Source organism: [Phormidium] sp. LEGE 05292 (assembly GCF_015207735.1).
Lineage (GTDB): Bacteria > Cyanobacteriota > Cyanobacteriia > Cyanobacteriales > Aerosakkonemataceae > Floridanema.
In genome coordinates, this window is the sequence record NZ_JADEWG010000051.1 from 1 (window position 1) to 19,155 (window position 19,155).

At 40.3% G+C, this 19,155-nt stretch carries 19 protein-coding genes; 7 read left to right on the forward strand and 12 right to left on the reverse strand.

The window, feature by feature from the left end; translation table 11 throughout:
* Positions 1–1,499 (forward strand): NAD(P)/FAD-dependent oxidoreductase (locus IQ264_RS15695; protein ID WP_322744704.1); only part of this gene is annotated, 1,499 nt, incomplete at its 5' end.
* Between the two features lie 272 nt (positions 1,500–1,771).
* The gene (locus IQ264_RS15700; RefSeq protein ID WP_193981735.1) at positions 1,772–2,491 is read left to right on the forward strand and encodes an aminotransferase class IV; all 720 of its coding nucleotides are present in this window, start codon (positions 1,772–1,774) and stop codon (positions 2,489–2,491) included.
* 212 nt (positions 2,492–2,703) lie between these two features.
* On the opposite strand, the gene IQ264_RS15705 is transcribed toward IQ264_RS15700, so the two are convergent.
* Positions 2,704–2,856 (reverse strand): hypothetical protein, encoded by a 153-nt coding sequence (locus tag IQ264_RS15705; protein WP_193981736.1) that lies wholly within the window; start codon positions 2,854–2,856, stop codon positions 2,704–2,706.
* Between the two features lie 148 nt (positions 2,857–3,004).
* On the opposite strand from IQ264_RS15705, the gene ftsH3 reads away from it, so the two are divergent.
* Together ftsH3 and IQ264_RS15715 are read left to right on the forward strand one after the other, a co-directional pair.
* Complete coding sequence (gene ftsH3 / locus IQ264_RS15710) at positions 3,005–4,852, forward strand: ATP-dependent zinc metalloprotease FtsH3 (RefSeq protein WP_193981737.1); 1,848 nt, start codon at positions 3,005–3,007, stop codon at positions 4,850–4,852.
* Between the two features lie 170 nt (positions 4,853–5,022).
* On the forward strand, positions 5,023–5,229 hold the full coding sequence (locus IQ264_RS15715) for a glycogen debranching protein (RefSeq protein WP_193981738.1): 207 nt from the start codon (positions 5,023–5,025) through the stop codon (positions 5,227–5,229).
* A gap of 121 nt (positions 5,230–5,350) precedes the next feature.
* On the opposite strand, the gene IQ264_RS15720 is transcribed toward IQ264_RS15715, so the two are convergent.
* The 7 genes from IQ264_RS15720 to IQ264_RS15750 form a co-directional block, all read right to left on the reverse strand.
* Positions 5,351–5,698 carry a DUF5615 family PIN-like protein gene (locus IQ264_RS15720; protein WP_193981739.1) on the reverse strand — a complete coding sequence of 116 codons (348 nt, stop codon included), beginning with the start codon at positions 5,696–5,698 and terminating at the stop codon, positions 5,351–5,353.
* On the reverse strand, positions 5,695–6,012 hold the full coding sequence (locus IQ264_RS15725) for a DUF433 domain-containing protein (protein ID WP_193981740.1): 318 nt from the start codon (positions 6,010–6,012) through the stop codon (positions 5,695–5,697). The genes IQ264_RS15720 and IQ264_RS15725 overlap by 4 nt, the downstream gene beginning before the upstream one ends.
* A gap of 345 nt (positions 6,013–6,357) precedes the next feature.
* Positions 6,358–6,852: a hypothetical protein gene (locus IQ264_RS32990; protein WP_228061574.1), complete on the reverse strand. Its 495-nt coding sequence runs from the start codon at positions 6,850–6,852 to the stop codon at positions 6,358–6,360.
* The gene (locus IQ264_RS15735) at positions 6,804–7,439 is read right to left on the reverse strand and encodes a hypothetical protein (protein WP_193981741.1); all 636 of its coding nucleotides are present in this window, start codon (positions 7,437–7,439) and stop codon (positions 6,804–6,806) included. Before IQ264_RS15735 ends, IQ264_RS32990 begins: the two co-directional genes overlap by 49 nt.
* Before the next feature lie 55 nt (positions 7,440–7,494).
* A complete protein-coding gene (locus IQ264_RS15740) occupies positions 7,495–7,983 on the reverse strand; it encodes an ATP-binding protein (RefSeq protein WP_193981742.1) in 489 nt (162 codons plus the stop codon).
* Between the two features lie 81 nt (positions 7,984–8,064).
* Positions 8,065–8,454, reverse strand: coding sequence for a hypothetical protein (locus tag IQ264_RS15745; RefSeq protein ID WP_193981743.1), 390 nt, complete (start codon positions 8,452–8,454; stop codon positions 8,065–8,067).
* A 93-nt stretch (positions 8,455–8,547) separates the two neighbouring features.
* Positions 8,548–9,690 carry a substrate-binding domain-containing protein gene (locus IQ264_RS15750; protein ID WP_193981744.1) on the reverse strand — a complete coding sequence of 381 codons (1,143 nt, stop codon included), beginning with the start codon at positions 9,688–9,690 and terminating at the stop codon, positions 8,548–8,550.
* 303 nt (positions 9,691–9,993) lie between these two features.
* Here IQ264_RS15750 and IQ264_RS15755 point away from each other — a divergent pair, with 303 nt between their 5' ends.
* On the forward strand, positions 9,994–10,773 hold the full coding sequence (locus IQ264_RS15755; RefSeq protein ID WP_193981745.1) for a type I restriction endonuclease: 780 nt from the start codon (positions 9,994–9,996) through the stop codon (positions 10,771–10,773).
* 87 nt (positions 10,774–10,860) lie between these two features.
* On the opposite strand, the gene IQ264_RS15760 is transcribed toward IQ264_RS15755, so the two are convergent.
* Positions 10,861–11,952 (reverse strand): potassium channel protein, encoded by a 1,092-nt coding sequence (locus IQ264_RS15760; RefSeq protein WP_322744705.1) that lies wholly within the window; start codon positions 11,950–11,952, stop codon positions 10,861–10,863.
* Between the two features lie 88 nt (positions 11,953–12,040).
* On the opposite strand from IQ264_RS15760, the gene IQ264_RS15765 reads away from it, so the two are divergent.
* The gene (locus IQ264_RS15765; protein WP_193981746.1) at positions 12,041–12,718 is read left to right on the forward strand and encodes a potassium channel family protein; all 678 of its coding nucleotides are present in this window, start codon (positions 12,041–12,043) and stop codon (positions 12,716–12,718) included.
* A gap of 393 nt (positions 12,719–13,111) precedes the next feature.
* Here the strand turns inward: IQ264_RS15765 and IQ264_RS15770 are convergent, their stop codons facing one another.
* Entirely contained in the window at positions 13,112–14,728 is a 1,617-nt protein-coding gene (locus IQ264_RS15770) for a cation:proton antiporter (RefSeq protein ID WP_193981747.1), read from the reverse strand.
* A 153-nt stretch (positions 14,729–14,881) separates the two neighbouring features.
* Here IQ264_RS15770 and IQ264_RS15775 point away from each other — a divergent pair, with 153 nt between their 5' ends.
* Positions 14,882–16,162, forward strand: coding sequence for an aspartate aminotransferase family protein (locus tag IQ264_RS15775; protein WP_193981748.1), 1,281 nt, complete (start codon positions 14,882–14,884; stop codon positions 16,160–16,162).
* A gap of 143 nt (positions 16,163–16,305) precedes the next feature.
* On the opposite strand, the gene IQ264_RS15780 is transcribed toward IQ264_RS15775, so the two are convergent.
* Positions 16,306–16,827, reverse strand: a complete 522-nt coding sequence (locus tag IQ264_RS15780; RefSeq protein WP_193981749.1) for a pentapeptide repeat-containing protein — start codon at positions 16,825–16,827, stop codon at positions 16,306–16,308.
* A gap of 224 nt (positions 16,828–17,051) precedes the next feature.
* Positions 17,052–18,947: an excinuclease ABC subunit UvrC gene (gene uvrC, locus IQ264_RS15785; RefSeq protein ID WP_193981750.1), complete on the reverse strand. Its 1,896-nt coding sequence runs from the start codon at positions 18,945–18,947 to the stop codon at positions 17,052–17,054.
* Positions 18,948–19,155: the final 208 nt, after the last annotated feature.

The window sequence follows — 19,155 nt, forward strand, 5'->3', positions numbered from 1 at the left end:
CCCCATCTCCTTGTCCCCTTGTCCCCTTGTCCCCTTGTCCCTTTATCTATATGCTTGATTATGATTTAGTGGTAATTGGTGGTAGTCCAGCTGGAATTTATGCTGCTGTTAAAGCAACTCATTCTAATGCTCGTGTTGCTTTGGTAGCTTCTCCATTATTAGGTTCTACTTGGTCAGAATCTAGTTCTAAATATAATAAAGCTCTGACTTATATAGGAAAAGTGGCGCGAACGCTGGAAGATGCGGCTATATTTGGTTGGTCTAATAAGGAACAGCTAAATAGAAGTTTAGAATTTGGCGAAACTATAAAGTGGGCGAAAGGAATAGTTGCTAGTTTAGATGAAAATTATTCTCCAGCTGTGTTGGCTTCTTTGGGAGTTGATGTAATTTTTGGGGAAGGGGAATTTTGTCGCCATGCTCCTGATTTTGCTTTTGCGGTTAAAGACCAATATTTGCGATCGCGCAAGTACTTAATCGCCACTAATTCTACTCCAGTTATTCCCGAAATAGAAGGTTTAGAAAGTGCTGGTTATCTGACTCCTGATAGCATCTGGCAATTGGCAAATGTTGAACTACCAAAAAGCTTAATTGTTATTGGTAACGATCCGGTAGGTGTGGAACTGGCACAAACTTTTTCTCGGTTGGGGACACAGGTTTCTCTTGTAGTCAGTAGTTCCCATATTTTAGCTAAGGAAGATCGCGAAGCTGCTCTTTTAATTCAGTCGCAATTAGAAGCTGAAGGTATTCAAATTTTTACAGAATATCATGTAACTCAAGTTAGATGGTTACAAGATAAAAAGTGGATTCAAGCGGGAAATAAAGCGATCGATGCTGATGAAATTTTAATTACTACTGAATTCCAGCCTAATACTTCTGCTTTAAATTTAGATGCTGTGGGTGTCAAGTGCAATAGTCAGGGCATTATAGTTAACTCAAAACTCCAAACTACTAATCACCGGATTTATGCCTGTGGTGACGTTTTGGGTGGATATCGCTTTCCTCATATTGCTAATTATGAGGCGCAAATAGCTTTAAAAAATCTGCGAACTTTCCCAAATTCCCAAGTTGATTATCGCTATATTCCTTGGGCAATTCTTTCCGATCCCGAATTGGCAAGGGTAGGTTTGACTGAAGCTCAAGCGAAACGCCGTTATGCTGATGTTTTGCTGACACGCCGCTATTTCAAAATGGTTGATAAGGCTCAAATTCGCGGTGAAACTACAGGTTTTTGTAAAGTGATTACTCTGAGCAATGGCGAAATTCTCGGCGCTCATATTGTGGGTGCTGAAGCTAGTGAGCTAATTCATGTCTTTGCTTTGGCTATGCAGCAAAAGTTGAAAATTAAGGCGATCGCTAATCTCACTCCCATCTTCCCGACTTTATCCGAAATTAACTGCCAAACTGCTGCTGATTGGCAATATTACCACCAATTCCCAAACTCCTCTAAACCAAACCTATGGGAAGGGTTTTTGAATTTAGTTCGCTCTTGGTTTAATTGATAAGGCAGAAACCAGAAAGAATGAAAAAATGCAAAATGTTATAAGCTTTTTGTATAGTTTGGCGAATGATAAAAGAAGCGAAATCAGCTTGTGTTTGGGCGGTTTTTGGCGTATAATTTAGATAATGGGAATATTGACTAAAATAGTATTTTTACAAATATTCCCATTATCTAAATTATAAAGTTAAAAGGGCAAAAAAACAATCCCAAAGGACGAAAAAATAAAAATTTTTTTATTAAATTTAAGAATTTTTTCAACAATTTGATTAACCAATGTGGTATGCGGGAGAGCTAATTAGGACGGGGAGAATAGGATTAGGAATTGACGATCCGGGATTACTTTATGGGGCGACAGTTTTCACAACTTTAAGAGTTTATCATCATTCGTTGGATGATGGGAGAACGAACTGGAAAGGACACTTGCATCGCCTAAGCAACAGCATTCAAACATTCGGCTGGCAAGAGCCGAATTGGGAGAGCATCAGACAAGGTGCAGAAATATTGCAGAAGGAGTTTCCCGTATTAAGAATTACAATTTTTCCCGATGGCAGAGAATGGATAGTGGGGCGGGATTTACCGTCAGATTTAGTGGAGAGACAACAGCAGGGTATAGTTGCTTGGTTAGCAGAAGGAGCAGAATTTAGGCGCAGTTTAGCAGACCATAAAACAGGCAATTATTTAACTGCTTGGCTAGCATTGAATCAAGCGAAAAAGTATGGAGCCAAGGAAGCGATACTAATAGATGAATCTGGCAATTGGTTAGAAACCAGCACCGGAAATCTTTGGGGATGGCAAGATGGGAGATGGTGGACACCGCCATTAACGGCGGGAATTTTACCAGGATTAATGCGAGAGCAGTTAATGGATTGGCTGAAAAGCCAAAATCAGATCGTTGAGGAAGAACCTTGGACACCCGATCTAGTATTGGGGATGGAAGCGATCGCTTACAGTAACAGTGTCGTCGAAGTCGTACCCATTCATAGGGTGATTTGAGGGACAAGGGGTTCAGGGGGTGACAACGGGGCTGAAACGCTTTTGAATCAAGCTTTTAGGCTGGTTACACTACCCAAAAAAATTCAGCTTATTGACAGGCTTATTGATAATGAATAGGCAGACTTTGAGCCTAAAAGGACTTTAATACGTTGTCTAGTCCTTAAATAGGCTCAAAGTCTGCCTATATTTTAAGGGAAGAGGAAAAGCTGAAACTATTGGTATTCATGAGTTTTGGCTCCGTTGTCACCCCCTGAAGACAAGGGGACAAGGGGAATTTTTACTTCTGCCTTCTTTCTGCCTTTCTTCCCTTCTGCCTTCTGCCTTCTGCCTTCTGCCTTCTGCCTTTCCCAGTCCCCAGTCCCCATTCCCCAGTCCTTTTCTCATATTTAGACTGAAAAACTGCGAAATTCCATACCTGATATGTTGCGAATTTCTCAGATAGGTTAAGATAAATTAACATAAGAGTACGCAATAAAGCCTGAACGATAAAAAACCTTGGAGGATTGACCAAGAGTGAATAAGCAGTGGAGAAATGCAGGGCTATATGCACTGCTAGCCTTAGTAGTAGTTGCATTGGCAACAGCTTTTTTTGACAAACAACCCCAAACTAGAGAGACTTGGCGCTACAGCCAGTTGATCCAGGCAGTTGAAAGCAAAAGAGTAGCAAAAGTCAGTATTAGTGCCGATCGATCCTTTGCCCGTCTGACAGATCCAGACGATCCGAAAGGCAAAACAGTTATAGTCAACCTCCCCAACGATCCCGATCTAATCAACTTTTTAACTAAGAACAACGTTGACATCTCAGTTTTACCACCAGCTGATGATGCTTTCTGGTTGAGAGCACTCAGCAGTTTATTCTTCCCGATCTTACTTTTAGTCGGACTGTTCTTTTTACTCAGACGCGCTCAAAATGGGCCAGGTTCGCAGGCGATGAACTTTGGTAAGTCGAAGGCGCGTGTACAAATGGAACCACAAACTCAAGTTACTTTTGGGGATGTGGCGGGTATTGACCAAGCGAAACTGGAACTTAACGAAGTTGTAGACTTTTTGAAGAATGCCGATCGCTTTACCGCAGTCGGTGCGAAAATTCCCAAAGGCGTACTCTTGGTTGGCCCTCCGGGAACTGGTAAAACTTTGTTAGCTCGTGCGGTAGCTGGGGAAGCTGGCGTTCCTTTCTTCAGCATTTCCGGTTCTGAGTTCGTAGAAATGTTCGTCGGCGTGGGTGCTTCCCGCGTCCGCGACTTGTTTGAACAAGCGAAAGCTAACGCACCTTGTATCGTATTTATTGATGAAATTGATGCGGTCGGTCGTCAGCGTGGTGCTGGTTTAGGCGGTGGTAATGATGAACGGGAACAAACCTTAAACCAACTACTTACTGAAATGGATGGTTTTGAGGGTAACACTGGCATCATTATTATTGCAGCTACCAACCGTCCTGATGTATTGGATGCAGCGTTAATGCGTCCCGGTCGTTTTGACCGTCAAGTAGTGGTAGACCGTCCTGACTTTGCGGGACGTTTGGAAATTCTGAAAGTTCATGCTCGTGGCAAGACTTTAGCGCAAGATGTAGACTTGGAAAGAATTGCCCGTCGGACTCCAGGTTTTACTGGTGCAGATTTGTCTAACTTGCTCAACGAAGCGGCAATTTTGGCAGCAAGACGCAATTTGACGGAAATCTCTATGGATGAAGTCAATGATGCGATCGATCGCGTACTAGCAGGCCCGGAAAAGAAAGACCGGATGATGAGCGAAAAACGCAAAGCAGTAGTAGCTTATCACGAAGCTGGTCACGCAGTTGTTGGTGCTTTAATGCCTGACTTTGACCCAGTACAAAAGATTAGCATTATTCCTCGCGGTCAAGCTGGTGGGATTACATGGTTTACTCCCAGTGAAGATAGACTAGATTCTGGTTTATTGAGCCGTTCTTACCTGCAAAACCGGATGGCGATGTTGTTGGGTGGACGAGTAGCAGAAGAAATCATCTTCGGTGAAGAAGAGGTGACTACTGGTGCTTCGAGTGACTTGCAGCAAGTAGCTAGGGTAGCACGTCAGATGGTGATGCGCTTTGGCATGAGCGATCGGGTCGGACAAGTTGCTCTCGGTCGTCAGCAAGGTAATATGTTCTTAGGCAGAGATATCATGTCAGAACGTGATTTCTCCGAAGAAACAGCAGCGTTGGTAGATGAAGAAGTTCGGATTTTAGTTGATGAAGCTTACAAACGAGCTAAGGATGTGTTAGTTAGTAACCGTGCTTTGCTGGATCAGTTATCAGCTTTGTTAATTGAAAAAGAAACTGTAGACGCTGATGAGTTGCAAGAAATCTTGGCAGACAGTGATGTGAAAATGGCTTCTTTAGCTTAGTTAGATTAAAGAGTGATTTCAAAGGGGTAATTCAGGTTTTTCCAGAATTACTCCTTTTTTTTTGAACCGCAAAGAGCGCAAAGAACGCGAAGAAAGAAGAAGAGAGGCGGAAGAAGGTCAAGGGTGAATTTGGGATAAAATACTTTTTACAGGTTACAAGGAACTAAACCGTGACTATTTGGGTAAACGAACAGATCGATCCATCGGGTATTATCTATTCTTGCATTGCTACTTGTAACGAAGAGCAAGCCAAAGATTGCCATAAATCATTTCAAGATAATTTGACGGAAGAGCAAAAGTCCGCAGGTTGGGTGGTGCGTTTGCGAACTGTAGAATCATGGGATGAAGTGCCAGTTAGTGCTTTGAAATTGAATTAAGTTAGCAATTGGCGATCGCTAACAGTTAAAATATCTATATCTCGAAGACTTAAACAAGTTGTCATAGCTTAATGAGTGCGATCGCACATCAATTGATTCTAAAATTTAGAAATGAAATTACTTACAAAGGCAAATATTGAACTCGATTAACAAATTCTTCCAACTCACCCAGTTTAGCAATTATTTCCAAATCGCGAATACAATCACCAATGGAAACGCGAGACTGACGAGCAAAAATCACACCTGAAAAGTTTATTCCTTCAGCTTGACGGCGTTTTGCTTCAATTAAAAAATCTTGGTCTTGGGAAAACATAACTCGTCCAAGTTCTGTAGATCGATCAAGTAAAATAGTATCTGGAGTTCCAGCACGTCCATCTTCTTGAATAGTTAAAACATCAATATCTCGCAGACGTAAACCAACTGTAATAGCTGAATGTATGTGTTCATCCATGTAAAGTGCTAGACTCATTTCAATAACCCTTGAGCACGTAATCTAGCAGCAAAAGGAGATTCGCCAGCTTCAATTTCTGCTTGTTTAATATAATCTTCTCGTCGCTTGATTTCTGCATCGAGTTCTTGTTTATGATCCCAATAATAAGCTAAGGCAGAAAGAATTTGGCTCATGGTTAAATAGCGATGATTTAAGTGTAATTCGGCTGGACTCCAACCATAAGCTATTTGAGCTTCTACCAATTCAACTATTTTCATCGTAGTTCCGGCTATAATAGGAACATTATCATCATTTAGTTCTATATATTTGTAATCAGTTTTTGTGAGTGTCATAGTTCCTGCTTTGTTGATTGGCTCTTAAATAAGATGTTTCTATTATAATAGAACCGTAATTATCCTTTCTTTGCATATATCTGAACTATTGGATACAGGTTAAAAAATTACCCAAAAATTTTACTGTAGGGGCGAAGCATTCGGGCGACAATATTTCTGGATAATCAACAATTTACATTCCCGAATGCTTCGCCCTCCCCCCGCGACAATTTATATGAACAAACATTTTTGTTTTCACATCAAAACAGGGCGTTCGCGTAGCGTGCCGTAGGCATTAGCATTTGGACATAAATATTTTAGTTATGCCACATAAATTGTCGCCCAAATGCTTCGCCCCTACAATTCCTACAAATTTTCCATCATTTTCTCTCTGATCCAACCGACAATATCTGCGATTAAATTTGGTTGAGTCGGTGAAAATGTTTGCAACCCAAATTCCCCGGTTTCCCATACTACACAAATCGCGCCATCAAATTTGCTCAATGCTGTCAGAAATGTATCGCTAAATCCTGTGGGTGTGGCTGTGAGTGCTGTGGAATCGTAGCAGATGAAAAACAGGGGATTTTCGCGGCTTCGGCGCAGGTAATTCCAATAAAGTTTGAGTTTTTGCATTGTTTCTGGATACCCATTCTGCCACTCTGGACAATTTTGATTTAGCATCAGGTCGTAAATTTCTGGGGCGGGGTTTTCGGGGTCGATGAATTGGTGTGTGTCGATGCAAATTAGCTTTACTTTGCTGCATAATTCGGGTTGATTGTTAATAGCTTCGGCAAGGACTTGGGGTAAGTTTGCTATGTTGAGGTTTGCTGTTGCGGTGTTGGTAAGGTGTTTTGGTGCCAAGCTTGATAGAAGTCGGGGTAGGGGAGGTTTTGGGCATAGTGCCAGAGTACATCGTAGCAATGACCGTAAGTATTATAAGTGTCAAGCGTGTTATTGGTGTAAACTCGATCCAAAATCCCCATTTTAAGACCTGTAACAACTGATGGGAACAATTCAATTCGGTTACAAAATTTTTTGCTCAGAAGAAGCTTACTTAGGCTCCTAACAGCATCCTCACGTTCTTTCCTATCTTTACTTAGGTGTATAAAATTAATTAACAGATTTACTATTTTTTGAGGTTTGGAGTTCAAAACGTCTATGTCAAAATTTCCTAACCCTAGTATTTCTAACCTAGATATGACTGAAGTAAAACTAATCTCATCATTATCATCATTGTAAGGTTCAGGAAAAATTAATGTGACAGGTACTTCAGGTGCAACTTGCTTAAGACGGTGAGCAGCAAAATCATTAACCCATGTCCCTAGCAAATTTTTCAGGACTTTAATAGCTTCAGACTGCTCAGATTCAGTCTTAGTTAATATAGAAGCCGTTAGGTAGCGTATATATTCATCCTGACTAATCAAAAATTGTTTTAGAATACTGCTCAATTCTGAATTTAAAACTCTAACTTTTGCTAAACATCCAATGATATTAGCCTGCTCATCATGATAATTGCTGGTACTTAATAGTTGAATTAGCGTTATAAGGTAGCGCTGCTTTTAGCCATTTATCGAGTAAAAAATATTCCAGAAATTGCTGCTTGGGATTGATTTCTGGTAAATCTGCCAAGGATATTGAAATGGGAAAATATGGGGTATTTTCTGGCACCCAAAAAGCAATTTTCCGTAACAACGTAGTTTTTCCCGCCCCAGGTTCGCCAATAATAGCTATGCGCTTACCGTTATGCTTACCTTTCCCGTCTTTGACGATATCCAACAAAAACTGTTCGTGTTCAAAACGCTGCTTTTCTTCATATTCTGGCTCGTACAGGCGCGAACCTTGCTCTGGTAGAATTTCCTCACATTGCTTGTCGGGTTTTTTGCGTTCTACTAATGCTAGCGGTACGTGGATTTCATCTAAATCAAAGTATTCATCCTCATCGCGCATCAGCTGATTTGTAGTTAGCTTTTGCTGTTTTTCAGCTTCCAACATGGCGAGGCAAACTTTTCGCCAGTCAACTTCTATAGTTTCGTTGCGATTTAACTTTGCCCGATCGCTTTCGGACGATGCCAGTCATATAATCGTTTGGTTTATGCTGTTGATAAAACCTTGGTTAACAACACCTTTTTCTAACAGCTTAGAGAAATTTTGGATTGTCGGCTGTACCGTTTGGGCAAGTTTAGGATTTGTGGTGGCTGCTGCTGCCAATTCGATTAATATTTGTTTCAGTTCGTCATTGCGATCGCTTACAGATTGCAATTCTAATATTACTCGATCGTCATTCAACGCTTGCTCTGGCGCAAGTTCGATCGCACTCGCCGTATCTGGAGACTCGTCCTTGAGTAAAGACCAAAACTGGCGAACCCTTCCCGTTACGGCATCTCCAATATTTTCTCCGGTTTTTTCCAGGGCTTTGGTTGCGAGTACGGTTGCGATCGCAGTAAATATAGTAATAGGTTCCATGTGTAAATTCGATACAATCAGCTAATTATTACCTATTCTACTTATGGTGTTGAGCGATCGCACCAACAACCGCTTTCAATTGTCCTTTTTCTCTTAGTTTTTTGGTTCAATAGTAGTGATTATCTCTCCGGTTTGAGAAGTGTCGTAACCGCCAAGGGAAATTAACTGAGAATGCAGGCGTTGGTGTCCGAGAATGTTGAGGAATTGTTGTACAGGTATTTCTTGCAAGTAATCTTTAATAATTACTAAATCATATTGTGATTTATGCAGGGGAACAAATCCTAATCCAAAGGCGGTTGCTATGGCTTGAATACTAATTCCGGCATCAACTTTGCCAGAGGCAATTGCTCGAGCAACTGCAACATGACTATTAACAATTTGATTAAATCCTTTCACAGCAGTAAAGGGGATTTTGGCTTGATTTAGTAAATGTTCTAATAGTTGACGACTGCCAGATCCTAGTTCTCGGTTGATAATAGTAATTTCAGGGTTAGCTAAGTCAACAATATTTCTCAATCTTTGGGGATTACCAGGTTGTACTATCAGTCCTTCTGACCAAAAACCTAAGTTAATTAATACCACTTCCTGATTGGTTAATATATCTTTGATGAAGCTAACATTATGGGAGTTAGTTTCTGGATTGTATAAGTGCATTCCTGCAATATGAACTTCGCCTCTGAGCAATCTTTCTAGCGCTTCCTTGCTGTTGGCAAAACTCCAGTGAACTCGCAAATTGGGATACCATTGCTCTGCGACTTTTGCCCAAAGTGAAAGTACTGGGGTACAACCTGCGATCGCTACTGTTTGCTTAATCTTATCCTGAGAATCCCACAATTTGACGATAATTTTATTATCATCTGTTTCTCGCCAACCTTCACCATCTGCGGGAATCATTTCTGTCCGAAAAGCTTCTTCTCCCAGCAATGGATAAGCAATTAATCTTCCTCCTACTTGGGCTAAATTCATTCTTAATTTCTGCGCTAATGGAACTGCTTGGGTAGGTATTGCTTCTACACCAATACACTCTTCTTGCAACCAAAATAAATCTTCTACTTGACATCCTAATACTTTGGCTAAACGCAAAGCAATTGTTGCCGAAGGTGCGTATTGTCCAGATTCTACACCACTAATTGTTTGACGGGAAACCCCGGCAATTTTCGCTAAATCCTGCTGACTCAAGCCTAAGCGGATACGAATTTGTTTTAAATTGTTACGTAGCTCACTTTCTGGCTTCATTACTAATTCCTTTAAGCATAAATTTTTCTAAACTAGGACTTTTACAACACTAACTTTCCTACTTTTACCTATCTGTTAAAAAAGTAACCATAAAAAAAGTATTACGATATACGCAAGTATTTCGTACAATGTGCTTGAATATTAGCATGGCATGATATCACCGCCTCAAAGCTAAAAGCCTTACTGGTAAATATATCCAGGTAAGGTTTTTACCTAAATGTTGGTGAAACCGATAAATTAAAAGAATAAACGCTTGATTTTAGTAATTCTCTCCCTATCACCGATCAATTTATTGGAGAGTATATGATGTTAGTTTGGTTTGAAGTAAACGGTTATACAGTTTTGTTAGATTCAGATGTTGCGCCGGGAAAGGTGAAGTCTGAGCGAAGTAGTTATGGTGAGGTGATATTGCGCGATCGCTTTTTTCAATCACTGAGAAGAATTAATCCTAATGTTCCCTCAATGGCGATTACAGAAGCTATTAAAGTACTTAATTCGATTCCTGGTGATACCCCTCAAGCCAAAAATTATAATTTCCGAAATTTTTTGCAAAATGGGATGAATGTATCTTACCAATTAGGTAAATATAAACTTTATAATGAACTAAAACTTGTAGATTATTCTCATGTTCAAAAAAATGATTGGTTGGTGATTCAAAATTATACAGTTTTTGAAGGAAACGTTCGCTATTCGCCAGAAATGGTGATTTTTATTAATGGGTTGCCCTTGGGTATAATTGATTTAATAGAAACTAGTTCTAATGCAATTCCTTTAAAAAGGAATTGTGGTAAAATTAAATTTTGTAACTATAAATTACCTACAATTTTTTCTTATATTCAAATTTTAGTAATTTCTAATGGCAATCAAGCTAGAGTAGGGAATCCTTACCTTAATTGCGAACAATTTATTCCTTGGCACAGCTTATGTAGAGAAGAAAAGTTAATCAATGGGGTAACAGAATTAGAAATATTAATTCAGGATTTTTTTGATAAACGCTCTTTTTTTAAGTCAATGAAAGACTTTATTGACTTTACACAAATACAGATAGAGACTCTACCAAAAGAATGTAAATGTCGTTTGTAAAAGGGAACAGGGGACTGGGGATTAGGGACTAGGGACTGGGATTCCTTACAATTTCTGTTATTTTGTTCCAGCTTTGTTTGATAGCATTTAAGAATTATGTTTGGGTAAACGCAGTCTCTTGGAACTAAGAGGACTGAGAATTTGGTTAAGTAAACGTAATTGTTCTGGTGTACCCATGCAAATCATGGAATCTCCAGCTGATAGGAGGGTATCTGCTGTTGGGCCTCCAATTAGAGTACCATCGGCGCGACGAATGGCGACTACTAAAGCACCAGATTGACTTCGCAGACGTGCATCTTTTAATGTTTGACCAACATAAGGACAAACGTGGGGATCTAAAAGGAATTCTTCCATGTAGAACGATCGATCTATCCCCGTAAGAATCCCATCGACAAAATCCATTACTTGTGGTCTTAAAGCCGCTGCTGCCATGCGTTTACCACCAGTAATATAAGGAGAGACTACCGCATCTGCGCCGCCACGTTGTAACTTTTTCACTGCTTCTTCTGTGCTCGCACGAGCAATTGTTCTCACTTCTGGATTAAGCGATTTTGCCGAAAGAACAGTGTAAAGATTTTCAGCATCCGAAGGTAGCGCCGCCACCAAACAAATTGCCCGTTCAATACCCACTTTTACTAATGTTTCATCTAATGTAGCGTCACCTTGGATGCTAACGTAACCCATTTCTTTTGCTAATTCCACAGATTCTTGATCCGAATCAATAATTACAAAAGAAATGCCTTCAGCTTGAAACTCCTGAGCAATTTGCTTGCCAGTGCGTCCATATCCACATAAAATGTAGTGTTCTTTCAAATTTTCAATCAAGCGTCTCTGCTGCCTCAGTTTTCTACCTTCTTGAAAGTAACCTTGAATTATAGCTTCTGTAAATCTGTTAACAATGTAACCGATAATAACGATTCCTAATCCGATCAAAACAATAGTAAATATTCGACCCCGACTTCCTAAAGGTCGAGTTTCTCCATAGCCAACTGTAGCTAGGGTAATTACTGTCATGTAAATAGAGTCTAACCAATCCCATCCTTCGATAAACCTGTACCACAGTGTACCGAGTAGAAATATGGCAATGAAAGCGATTACTCCACCAATTAGCTGTTTTTGTATGCGTTCATACTTAACCTCAATAGCTGTTTGTAAAATTAATCTATTTTGAGAGATCACAGAAGTAGAAGCTTTTTGTTAGCTGTTTAATCATATACAACAGTAGAATACCAATTGCTCTGTTAAATTTGATAGTAGGGAAATAAAAATGTATGTGTTAATTGCTGGAGCCGGACTAGTCGGGATAAATTTAGCGCAAAAGCTGGTAGAGTTGGGACATACTGTAGCAGTAATTGATATCGATCCTAATGCCTGTCGCTATGCTCGCGAACAAGTGGGAGCAATGGCTTTTGAAGGTAGTGCTGTGAGTACGGAAGTTTTACTAGAAGCGGGAATTCGTAAAGCTGACTCTGTAGCTGCTGTTTTACGGAGTGATGCCTTAAATTTAGCAATGGTAACTTTGGCGAAACATTACGGTGTTTCTCATATTATCAGCAGAATGCGGCACCGAGATTTTGAAGCGCCATTGCGTCTGGCGGGGGCGCATCATATTATTAGCACGATCGATCTTGCAGTATCCACAATGGTAAATGCGATCGAATATCCTGAAGTAGAATCGATGATGCACTTTGAACAAGGGCAAATCGAAGTATTAAAACTAGCCATTCCTGAACGTTGTAATGTTGTCGGACGTAGCGTAGCGGAAATTGCTCAAGATGCTCGATTTCCTTCTGGTTCTTTAATTATTGGTTATCAACCTCATCCTCATACGGATTTAGTAATTCCGAATGGAAGTACTGTTTTAGAATCCGGTTCAACTATATTGATTGTGACTAAACCAGGAACTTTACATCAAGTGATTGATTTTATCGAAGGTTGTCCTTAATCTATTCCTCAGATTCAGTAGAAAGATTTTTTTTGAACCACGTTCGCGTAGCGTGCGCGTAGCGCGTAAGACACGAAGAACACGAAGGAAGAGGAGAAGAAGAAGCAATTTTCACAATTCATTTAGACTGGCTATATAGCAGCTGAAGTATAGTTTAGGACGTTCACAAGAAGCTTAATACCAAATCCGGGTTAGTTACCCCCGCTATCTTCTTGGGTTTCTTTGTTTTTCTTTCTTCTTCTTCCTTCGTGTTCTTCGTGTCTTACGCGCTACGCGCACGCTACGCGAACGTGGTTCAAAAAAAGTCTTTTTCACGAATCATTTAGACTGGCTATATAAGCCATTTGTCTAGAGGATTCTGTTGTCCTCAGCTTTGCTTCCATTGCTATATACTCATTCATCTTCTAATTGTAAAAGTTGTCGATCGATATTACGAATCCGGTTTTGAGCAATTTCGTCAGAAATAATCCGTTTTCTAATTGCTTCATTTAAAGCCCCTTTTTCTGCTAATAGTAAACGCCGTTTAATTGCATCAAACTTGCTGCGATTACTATCATTAATATCAAATTCATCTTCGCGACGGTTGTATAGATCTCGTAAAGCTTTTTCGGCGGCGGCGACTTTGACTTGGTAAGTCGATCGCATTTCCTCATAAATCGATTTTGGCAAAACTCCTGCCTTCAACAAACTATCTAATTCATCTTGTGCAGCTTTAGAAGTCATCAATTGAGCTTGCAATTCTTCCGTTTGCTGACGAAACTCGGAAAAATGGGAAAGCTTTAACTGTCGCACGAACCAAGGTAAACTTAATCCTTGTCCGACTAAAGATAACAAAACAGTGCCAAATACCAAGGCAATTAACCTTTCTCTTCCGGGGATAATTGCAGGTAAACTAAGAGCCAGAGCCATTGAAAGAGAGCCTTTAATATTACCAAAAAATAAGACGTGCTGCCAAGGTAAAGGAATTGCGCGATCGAACCAACGTACTGCCCATAACAATGGATAAACAGAGAGTAATCGCCCCACTTGATAAGCGACTATTGCGAGTAAAATTGCTGGCAAAGTTTCCCATATAGTAATCAGATCGATTTCTAAACCAATCAGCAAGAAAATAAATGTATTAACCCCAAAACCTGCATATTCCCAAAAACTCAACAAAGCAATTCGACTCGATGCCGAAATATTACTAGAAATCCCCATATTTCCCACAATTAATCCGGCAACTACCACAGCAACAACACCAGATACATGAATAAATTGTCCTATTTGAAAAGTACCCAATGCTACTGCTACTGTTAGTAACATACTGCTTAAGGGATCGTCAGAACGAGTGAGCAAACCAGTACTTAAATAACCCAAAGCTAGACCAACTAAAATACCACCAGCAATCACGACAAAAAGCTCTTGCAATCCATCGATCAAAACAAACTTACCTGTGGAATTCAGCTTCAGAATTAAGCTGAATAAAACTAAAGCTACACCATCATTAAATAAACTTTCTCCTTCAACAATTGTCGAAAGTCGAGATGGTACTGCCACTTCCTTAAAAACAGCGATTACCGAAACAGTATCAGTAATCGCTAAAATTACTCCAACTAGTAACGCTGGTATCCACAACAAACCCAAGCCGAATTTTAACAGGATTGCGGTGATCGCAGAAGAAATCAGCACTCCTGGCCCTGCTAGTAGTAAAATTGGTTTTACCGTGCTCCGTAAACGGCTAATATCTGTATTAATTGCTGCTTCAAACACCAAAATTGGCAAAAATAGATTGAAAATCAGGGACGGATCTAAACCAATTCGTCGAGGTAATAGATCGGTAATTGCTAAACCTGCTAAAACTAAGCCAGTAACATAAGGCACACGAAACTGCCGGGATATTAAGGCAACGCCAGTAGCTACCAATAGCAAAATAATTAAGGCAATGACTAATTCTGCAAATTTTGCTTCCAAGGAGGAGTTTGTAGTGTTAGAACTGGCAAGGATAAACTGTTGCAGAAAGTACGACATAAATATTTAACTCAGAGTTACAATACCCAAATATGCAAAGTTTTGGATCGTTGGCATATCCTGAAATACAGGTTTGGTAGCCTCGATCAATGTACCTTACAAAGCAAACCAGTAAAATCGCATCGGAATAAGTTTTGAATTAAGGATTGAGCAGTGAGTATAGAAACTGTTGTTGAGAAGTCTCAAATAACTACAGAGTCAGGATTAGAGTCGGGTAATTACGATCCTGCTAGCTTCGATCGGTTTGTCATGTCCACTTACGGACGATTTCCCTTAGTTTTGGAAAAAGGCGAAGGTTGTCGAGTGTGGGACAATGAAGGGCGCGAGTATCTAGATTTTGTGGCGGGAATTGCTACTTGTACCTTGGGACACGCACATCCGGTGATGGTAGAAGCTGTGACTAAGCAAATTAAAACCTTGCACCATGTTTCTAACCTTTATTACAATTCACCGCAGGGTTTGCTGGCAAAATGGTTAGTAGAGCATTCTTGTGCCGATCGCGCTTTTTTCTGTAATTCTGGCGCAGAAGCTAACGAAGGCGCAATTAAATTAGCCCGGAAATATGCTCACACAGTTTTAGGAATTGATGAACCTGTAATTTTGACGGCGAATGCCAGTTTTCACGGACGGACTTTAGCGACAATTACCGCAACTGGACAACCAAAATATCAAAAGTATTTTGATCCCTTGGTGCCTGGGTTTCATTATGTAGATTACAACGATATTCAAGCGATCAAAAATGCGATCGGAGATATCGACACCGGAGACAGAAGAGTAGCAGCAATTCTCTTAGAAGCATTACAAGGAGAAGGCGGAGTTCGTCCCGGAGAAACAGAATATTTCCAACAAATTCGCCAAATTTGTGACGAAACAGGCATTCTCCTAATTATGGATGAAGTGCAAGTAGGAATGGGTCGCACTGGCAAATTGTGGGGATATGAAAATCTGGGAATAGAACCAGACATTTTCACTAGTGCAAAAGGTTTAGGTGGTGGAATTCCGATCGGTGCAATGTTATGTAAATCTAAATGCGACATTTTCCAACCCGGAGAACACGCCAGCACCTTTGGCGGAAATCCTTTCGCTTGTGCAGTTGCACTCACAGTTTGTCAAACTTTGTCACAGGAAAACATTTTAGAAAATGTCCAACAACGTGGCGAACAATTGCGTGCTGGATTGAAAGAAATTGCCGTTAAATATCCCGATAAAATTACCGAAGTCAGAGGTTGGGGTTTAATTAATGGCATGGAATTAAACGCAGAAACTCAATTAACTTCTGCTGATATAGTCAAAGCAGCAATGGCAGAAGGCTTGTTATTAGTTCCCGCAGGGCCAAAAGTTGTCCGCTTTGTTCCACCATTAATTGTAACTGCAAAAGAAATTGATTCAGCAGTACAAATTGTCGGAAAAGTCATGGCAGATTTGACTGCTTGACAAACTTAATTAAGCTGGCACAACAATTTTGTTGTGCCAGGTCTGTTGTAACGACTTAAGTCGTTTTTTGATCGAGAGAAGGACTAAAGTCCTCACAACGAACTGATTCAAATCGAAGGACTAAAGTCCTCACAACGAACTGATTACTTATCGTTACTTTCAATTTCACCATCTGGCATGGTAGTTCTTTTCAGAAAAGTTCTGCTTAAGTCAACACCAACAACGTTTGCATCTCGAAGAACTGCACCCATTAAAACAGCACCACTTAAGTCAGCGAAACTCAGATCGGCACCTAATAAATTAGCGAAATTCAGAAGACTTAATCTCATGTCAGCACCGCTTAAGTTAGCGTTAGCCAAGTGTGCTTGTTTAAGATCGGCACCGACAATTAAAGCTTGGCTTAAATTAACTCTGCTCAAGTCTGCTCGCACCAGTCTAGCACCACTTAAGTTAGCTCCTTGTAAGTTAGCACCAGCTAAATAAGCATTCCGCAAGTCAGCTTCTCTGAGGTCTAATTGACTTAAGTTAGCATCACTTAAGTCACATCCGGGACATTGCTTGGTTTGTCGCAATATTTCTAAGTGTTGGAGATTATAGGCATTTGCAGGAGTAGCCAAGCCAAGAATAGTGAACAAAACAATAGAAGCTAGTTGTTTGATTTTCATATTTCTAACAGAGTAACTTTAGCTAGCATAACTTGACACCAGCTGCTATTTTTCAGTTCCTTGCAGTACAGGAGGTAGAACCTCGCAAATCTCGTTACCAGGTTGAACCTGGTAACGAAAGACAGAGGCTCTGCCTCTTGGTGCAAGATCTGAGATAACGTTGGATAAGGTTTAACTGCTCTTTTGTGCGCCCTTGCTACCTCAATGAGTAGTTCATCAGTTGCTCAATTCTGGGGATGAAAATAATCGTAAATTTGTTGTGCTAAACGCTCACCGATTCCGGGAACTTCGGCTAATTGTTTAACAGAGGCTTCGCGGATATAATCAATGGAGTGAAAGTGCGCTAATAATTGTTTTTGTCTTTGAAAACCTAAACCGGGAATTTCTTCTAAACGAGAACGACGCATTTTATCGCTTCTTTGTTGGCGGTGGAAAGTTACGGCAAATCGATGTGCTTCATCTCTTAATCTGCGTAATAGTTGCACACCTGGTTGTTCGGGATCGGTGTTTAATGGTAAAGATTCACCGGGAAGGAAGATTTCTTCGCGTTGTTTGGCTAAACTCACGACTCGCAAATCTTCTAATAAGTTCATTTCTTGGAGTGCTGCGACAACTGCGGAAAGTTGACCTTTTCCACCGTCAATCATGATTAAATCAGGCCAATCAGAATCAGTATTTTGGGTTAATGAAAGGTCTGTTTCTGATGTTTTGGCGTATTTGCGAAAGCGTCTTTGAATGACTTCGGCTAAACTGGCAAAGTCGTCGGAATGTCCGGCAGTGACGGTAGGATTTTTTATTTTGTAATGTCGATAGTTTTGTTTGGCTGGTAAGCCATCAATAAATACTACTTGAGAGGCGACGGCATTTGATCCCTGGATGTGGGAAATGTCGTATCCTTCTATGCGATGGGGTAAGTCTGGTAAGTCGAGTATGTTGGCTAAGTCTTGTAAGGCTTGGTTGTTACGATCGCTATTTTTCCGCGTCCGTTCAAGTTCATATTTGGCATTGCGTTCTACCATTTCGATGAGTTCGGCTTTGCTTTGTCTTTGGGGTGCGATAATGCTGACTTTTCTACCTTTGCGATCGCTCAAATAATTCCCCAACATTTCTGTATCGGGTAACTCATGCTGGACTAAAATTTCTGTGGGAATTTCCACTGATTCAACATTTTGATAATGTTCTTCTAATACCCTTTGTAAAATTGCTCCCGCTGTTCCTGATTTCGCTTCGGCAATAAATCCCAATCTACCGACTAATCTCCCGGCGCGAATTTGAAATAGTTGAATACAAGCGTGTTGTTCATCGGCGGCTAGTGCGATCGCATCCCGCGAGATACTATCATTTGGTAATGAGACTTTTTGGGCTGCATTTAAAGACTTAATTCCATCTATTTGATCCCGAATCCTGGCTGCTACTTCAAAGTTTAATTCTTCCGCAGCTTTCTGCATATTTTCTGTCAGAATATCGATTAATTCTTCTGTTCTGCCTTGAAAGACCATGGCAATTTTTTGAATGGTTTTGCGATACTCTTCAGGAGAGATTAAACCTTGGCAAACTCCGGGACATCTGCCAATATCATAGTTTAAGCAAGTCCGGTCTTTAAATAAAGGTTGGGGACGCTGACGCAGGGGAAATAAACGTTTAGCTATTCGTAAGGTGGTGCGTAACAATCCTGAGTCAACGAATGGGCCATAATAACGGTCTTTTTCTTTAGCAATTCGGCGATTACGAGTAATAAAAATTCGCGGATAATCTTCTGACCAAGTAATTAAAATGTAGGGATATTTTTTATCATCTTTCAGCAGAACATTAAAGTATGGTTGATGTTGTTTGACAAGGTTTGCTTCTAAGGCTAAGGCTTCCGCTTCGGTGTCGGTGACGATAAATTCAATGTCGATGATTTGGCGCACCATCATGTTGATCCGATCGCTTAATCTCTGGGGATCGCGGAAGTAGGAACTGACACGCGATCGCAATTTTTTGGATTTACCGATGTAGAGGATGCGATCGTTCTCATCCTTCATAAAATAGACACCCGGTTCTTGGGGAATTTGCTTAAGGGATTTTTCTAAGCGTTCCGGGTCTTTTACCAATGGCAGAATTTTGGCAGAAGTAGTCATTTGATTTCAGATTTTACAGCTTGGCTTGGTAGCCTTTTCAATGAATCAATCTACAATGTCCATTTCTATAATAGAAAGTTTATTTATAAACTGTTCATGGATATTTGATTTTTCTCGGTACTGTTACTGATAATTTGCTAATATTGATAACATTTTTCGCAAAAAACCAATGATTTCCTGAAAATTTGTTCTTCTTATACTTAGGAAA

What these genes read in the sequence shown, in the direction of transcription:
- IQ264_RS15700 (WP_193981735.1), top strand. Translation starts at nt 1,772, where the DNA reads ATGTGGTATGCGGGAGAGCTAATTAGGACGGGGAGAATAGGATTAGGA.
- IQ264_RS15705 (WP_193981736.1), bottom strand. Translation starts at nt 2,856, where the DNA reads ATGGGGACTGGGGACTGGGAAAGGCAGAAGGCAGAAGGCAGAAGGCAG.
- IQ264_RS15720 (WP_193981739.1), bottom strand. Translation starts at nt 5,698, where the DNA reads ATGAGTCTAGCACTTTACATGGATGAACACATACATTCAGCTATTACA.
- IQ264_RS15725 (WP_193981740.1), bottom strand. Translation starts at nt 6,012, where the DNA reads ATGACACTCACAAAAACTGATTACAAATATATAGAACTAAATGATGAT.
- IQ264_RS15740 (WP_193981742.1), bottom strand. Translation starts at nt 7,983, where the DNA reads ATGTTGGAAGCTGAAAAACAGCAAAAGCTAACTACAAATCAGCTGATG.
- IQ264_RS15745 (WP_193981743.1), bottom strand. Translation starts at nt 8,454, where the DNA reads ATGGAACCTATTACTATATTTACTGCGATCGCAACCGTACTCGCAACC.
- IQ264_RS15750 (WP_193981744.1), bottom strand. Translation starts at nt 9,690, where the DNA reads ATGAAGCCAGAAAGTGAGCTACGTAACAATTTAAAACAAATTCGTATC.
- IQ264_RS15755 (WP_193981745.1), top strand. Translation starts at nt 9,994, where the DNA reads ATGATGTTAGTTTGGTTTGAAGTAAACGGTTATACAGTTTTGTTAGAT.
- IQ264_RS15765 (WP_193981746.1), top strand. Translation starts at nt 12,041, where the DNA reads ATGTATGTGTTAATTGCTGGAGCCGGACTAGTCGGGATAAATTTAGCG.
- IQ264_RS15770 (WP_193981747.1), bottom strand. Translation starts at nt 14,728, where the DNA reads ATGTCGTACTTTCTGCAACAGTTTATCCTTGCCAGTTCTAACACTACA.
- IQ264_RS15780 (WP_193981749.1), bottom strand. Translation starts at nt 16,827, where the DNA reads ATGAAAATCAAACAACTAGCTTCTATTGTTTTGTTCACTATTCTTGGC.
- uvrC (WP_193981750.1), bottom strand. Translation starts at nt 18,947, where the DNA reads ATGACTACTTCTGCCAAAATTCTGCCATTGGTAAAAGACCCGGAACGC.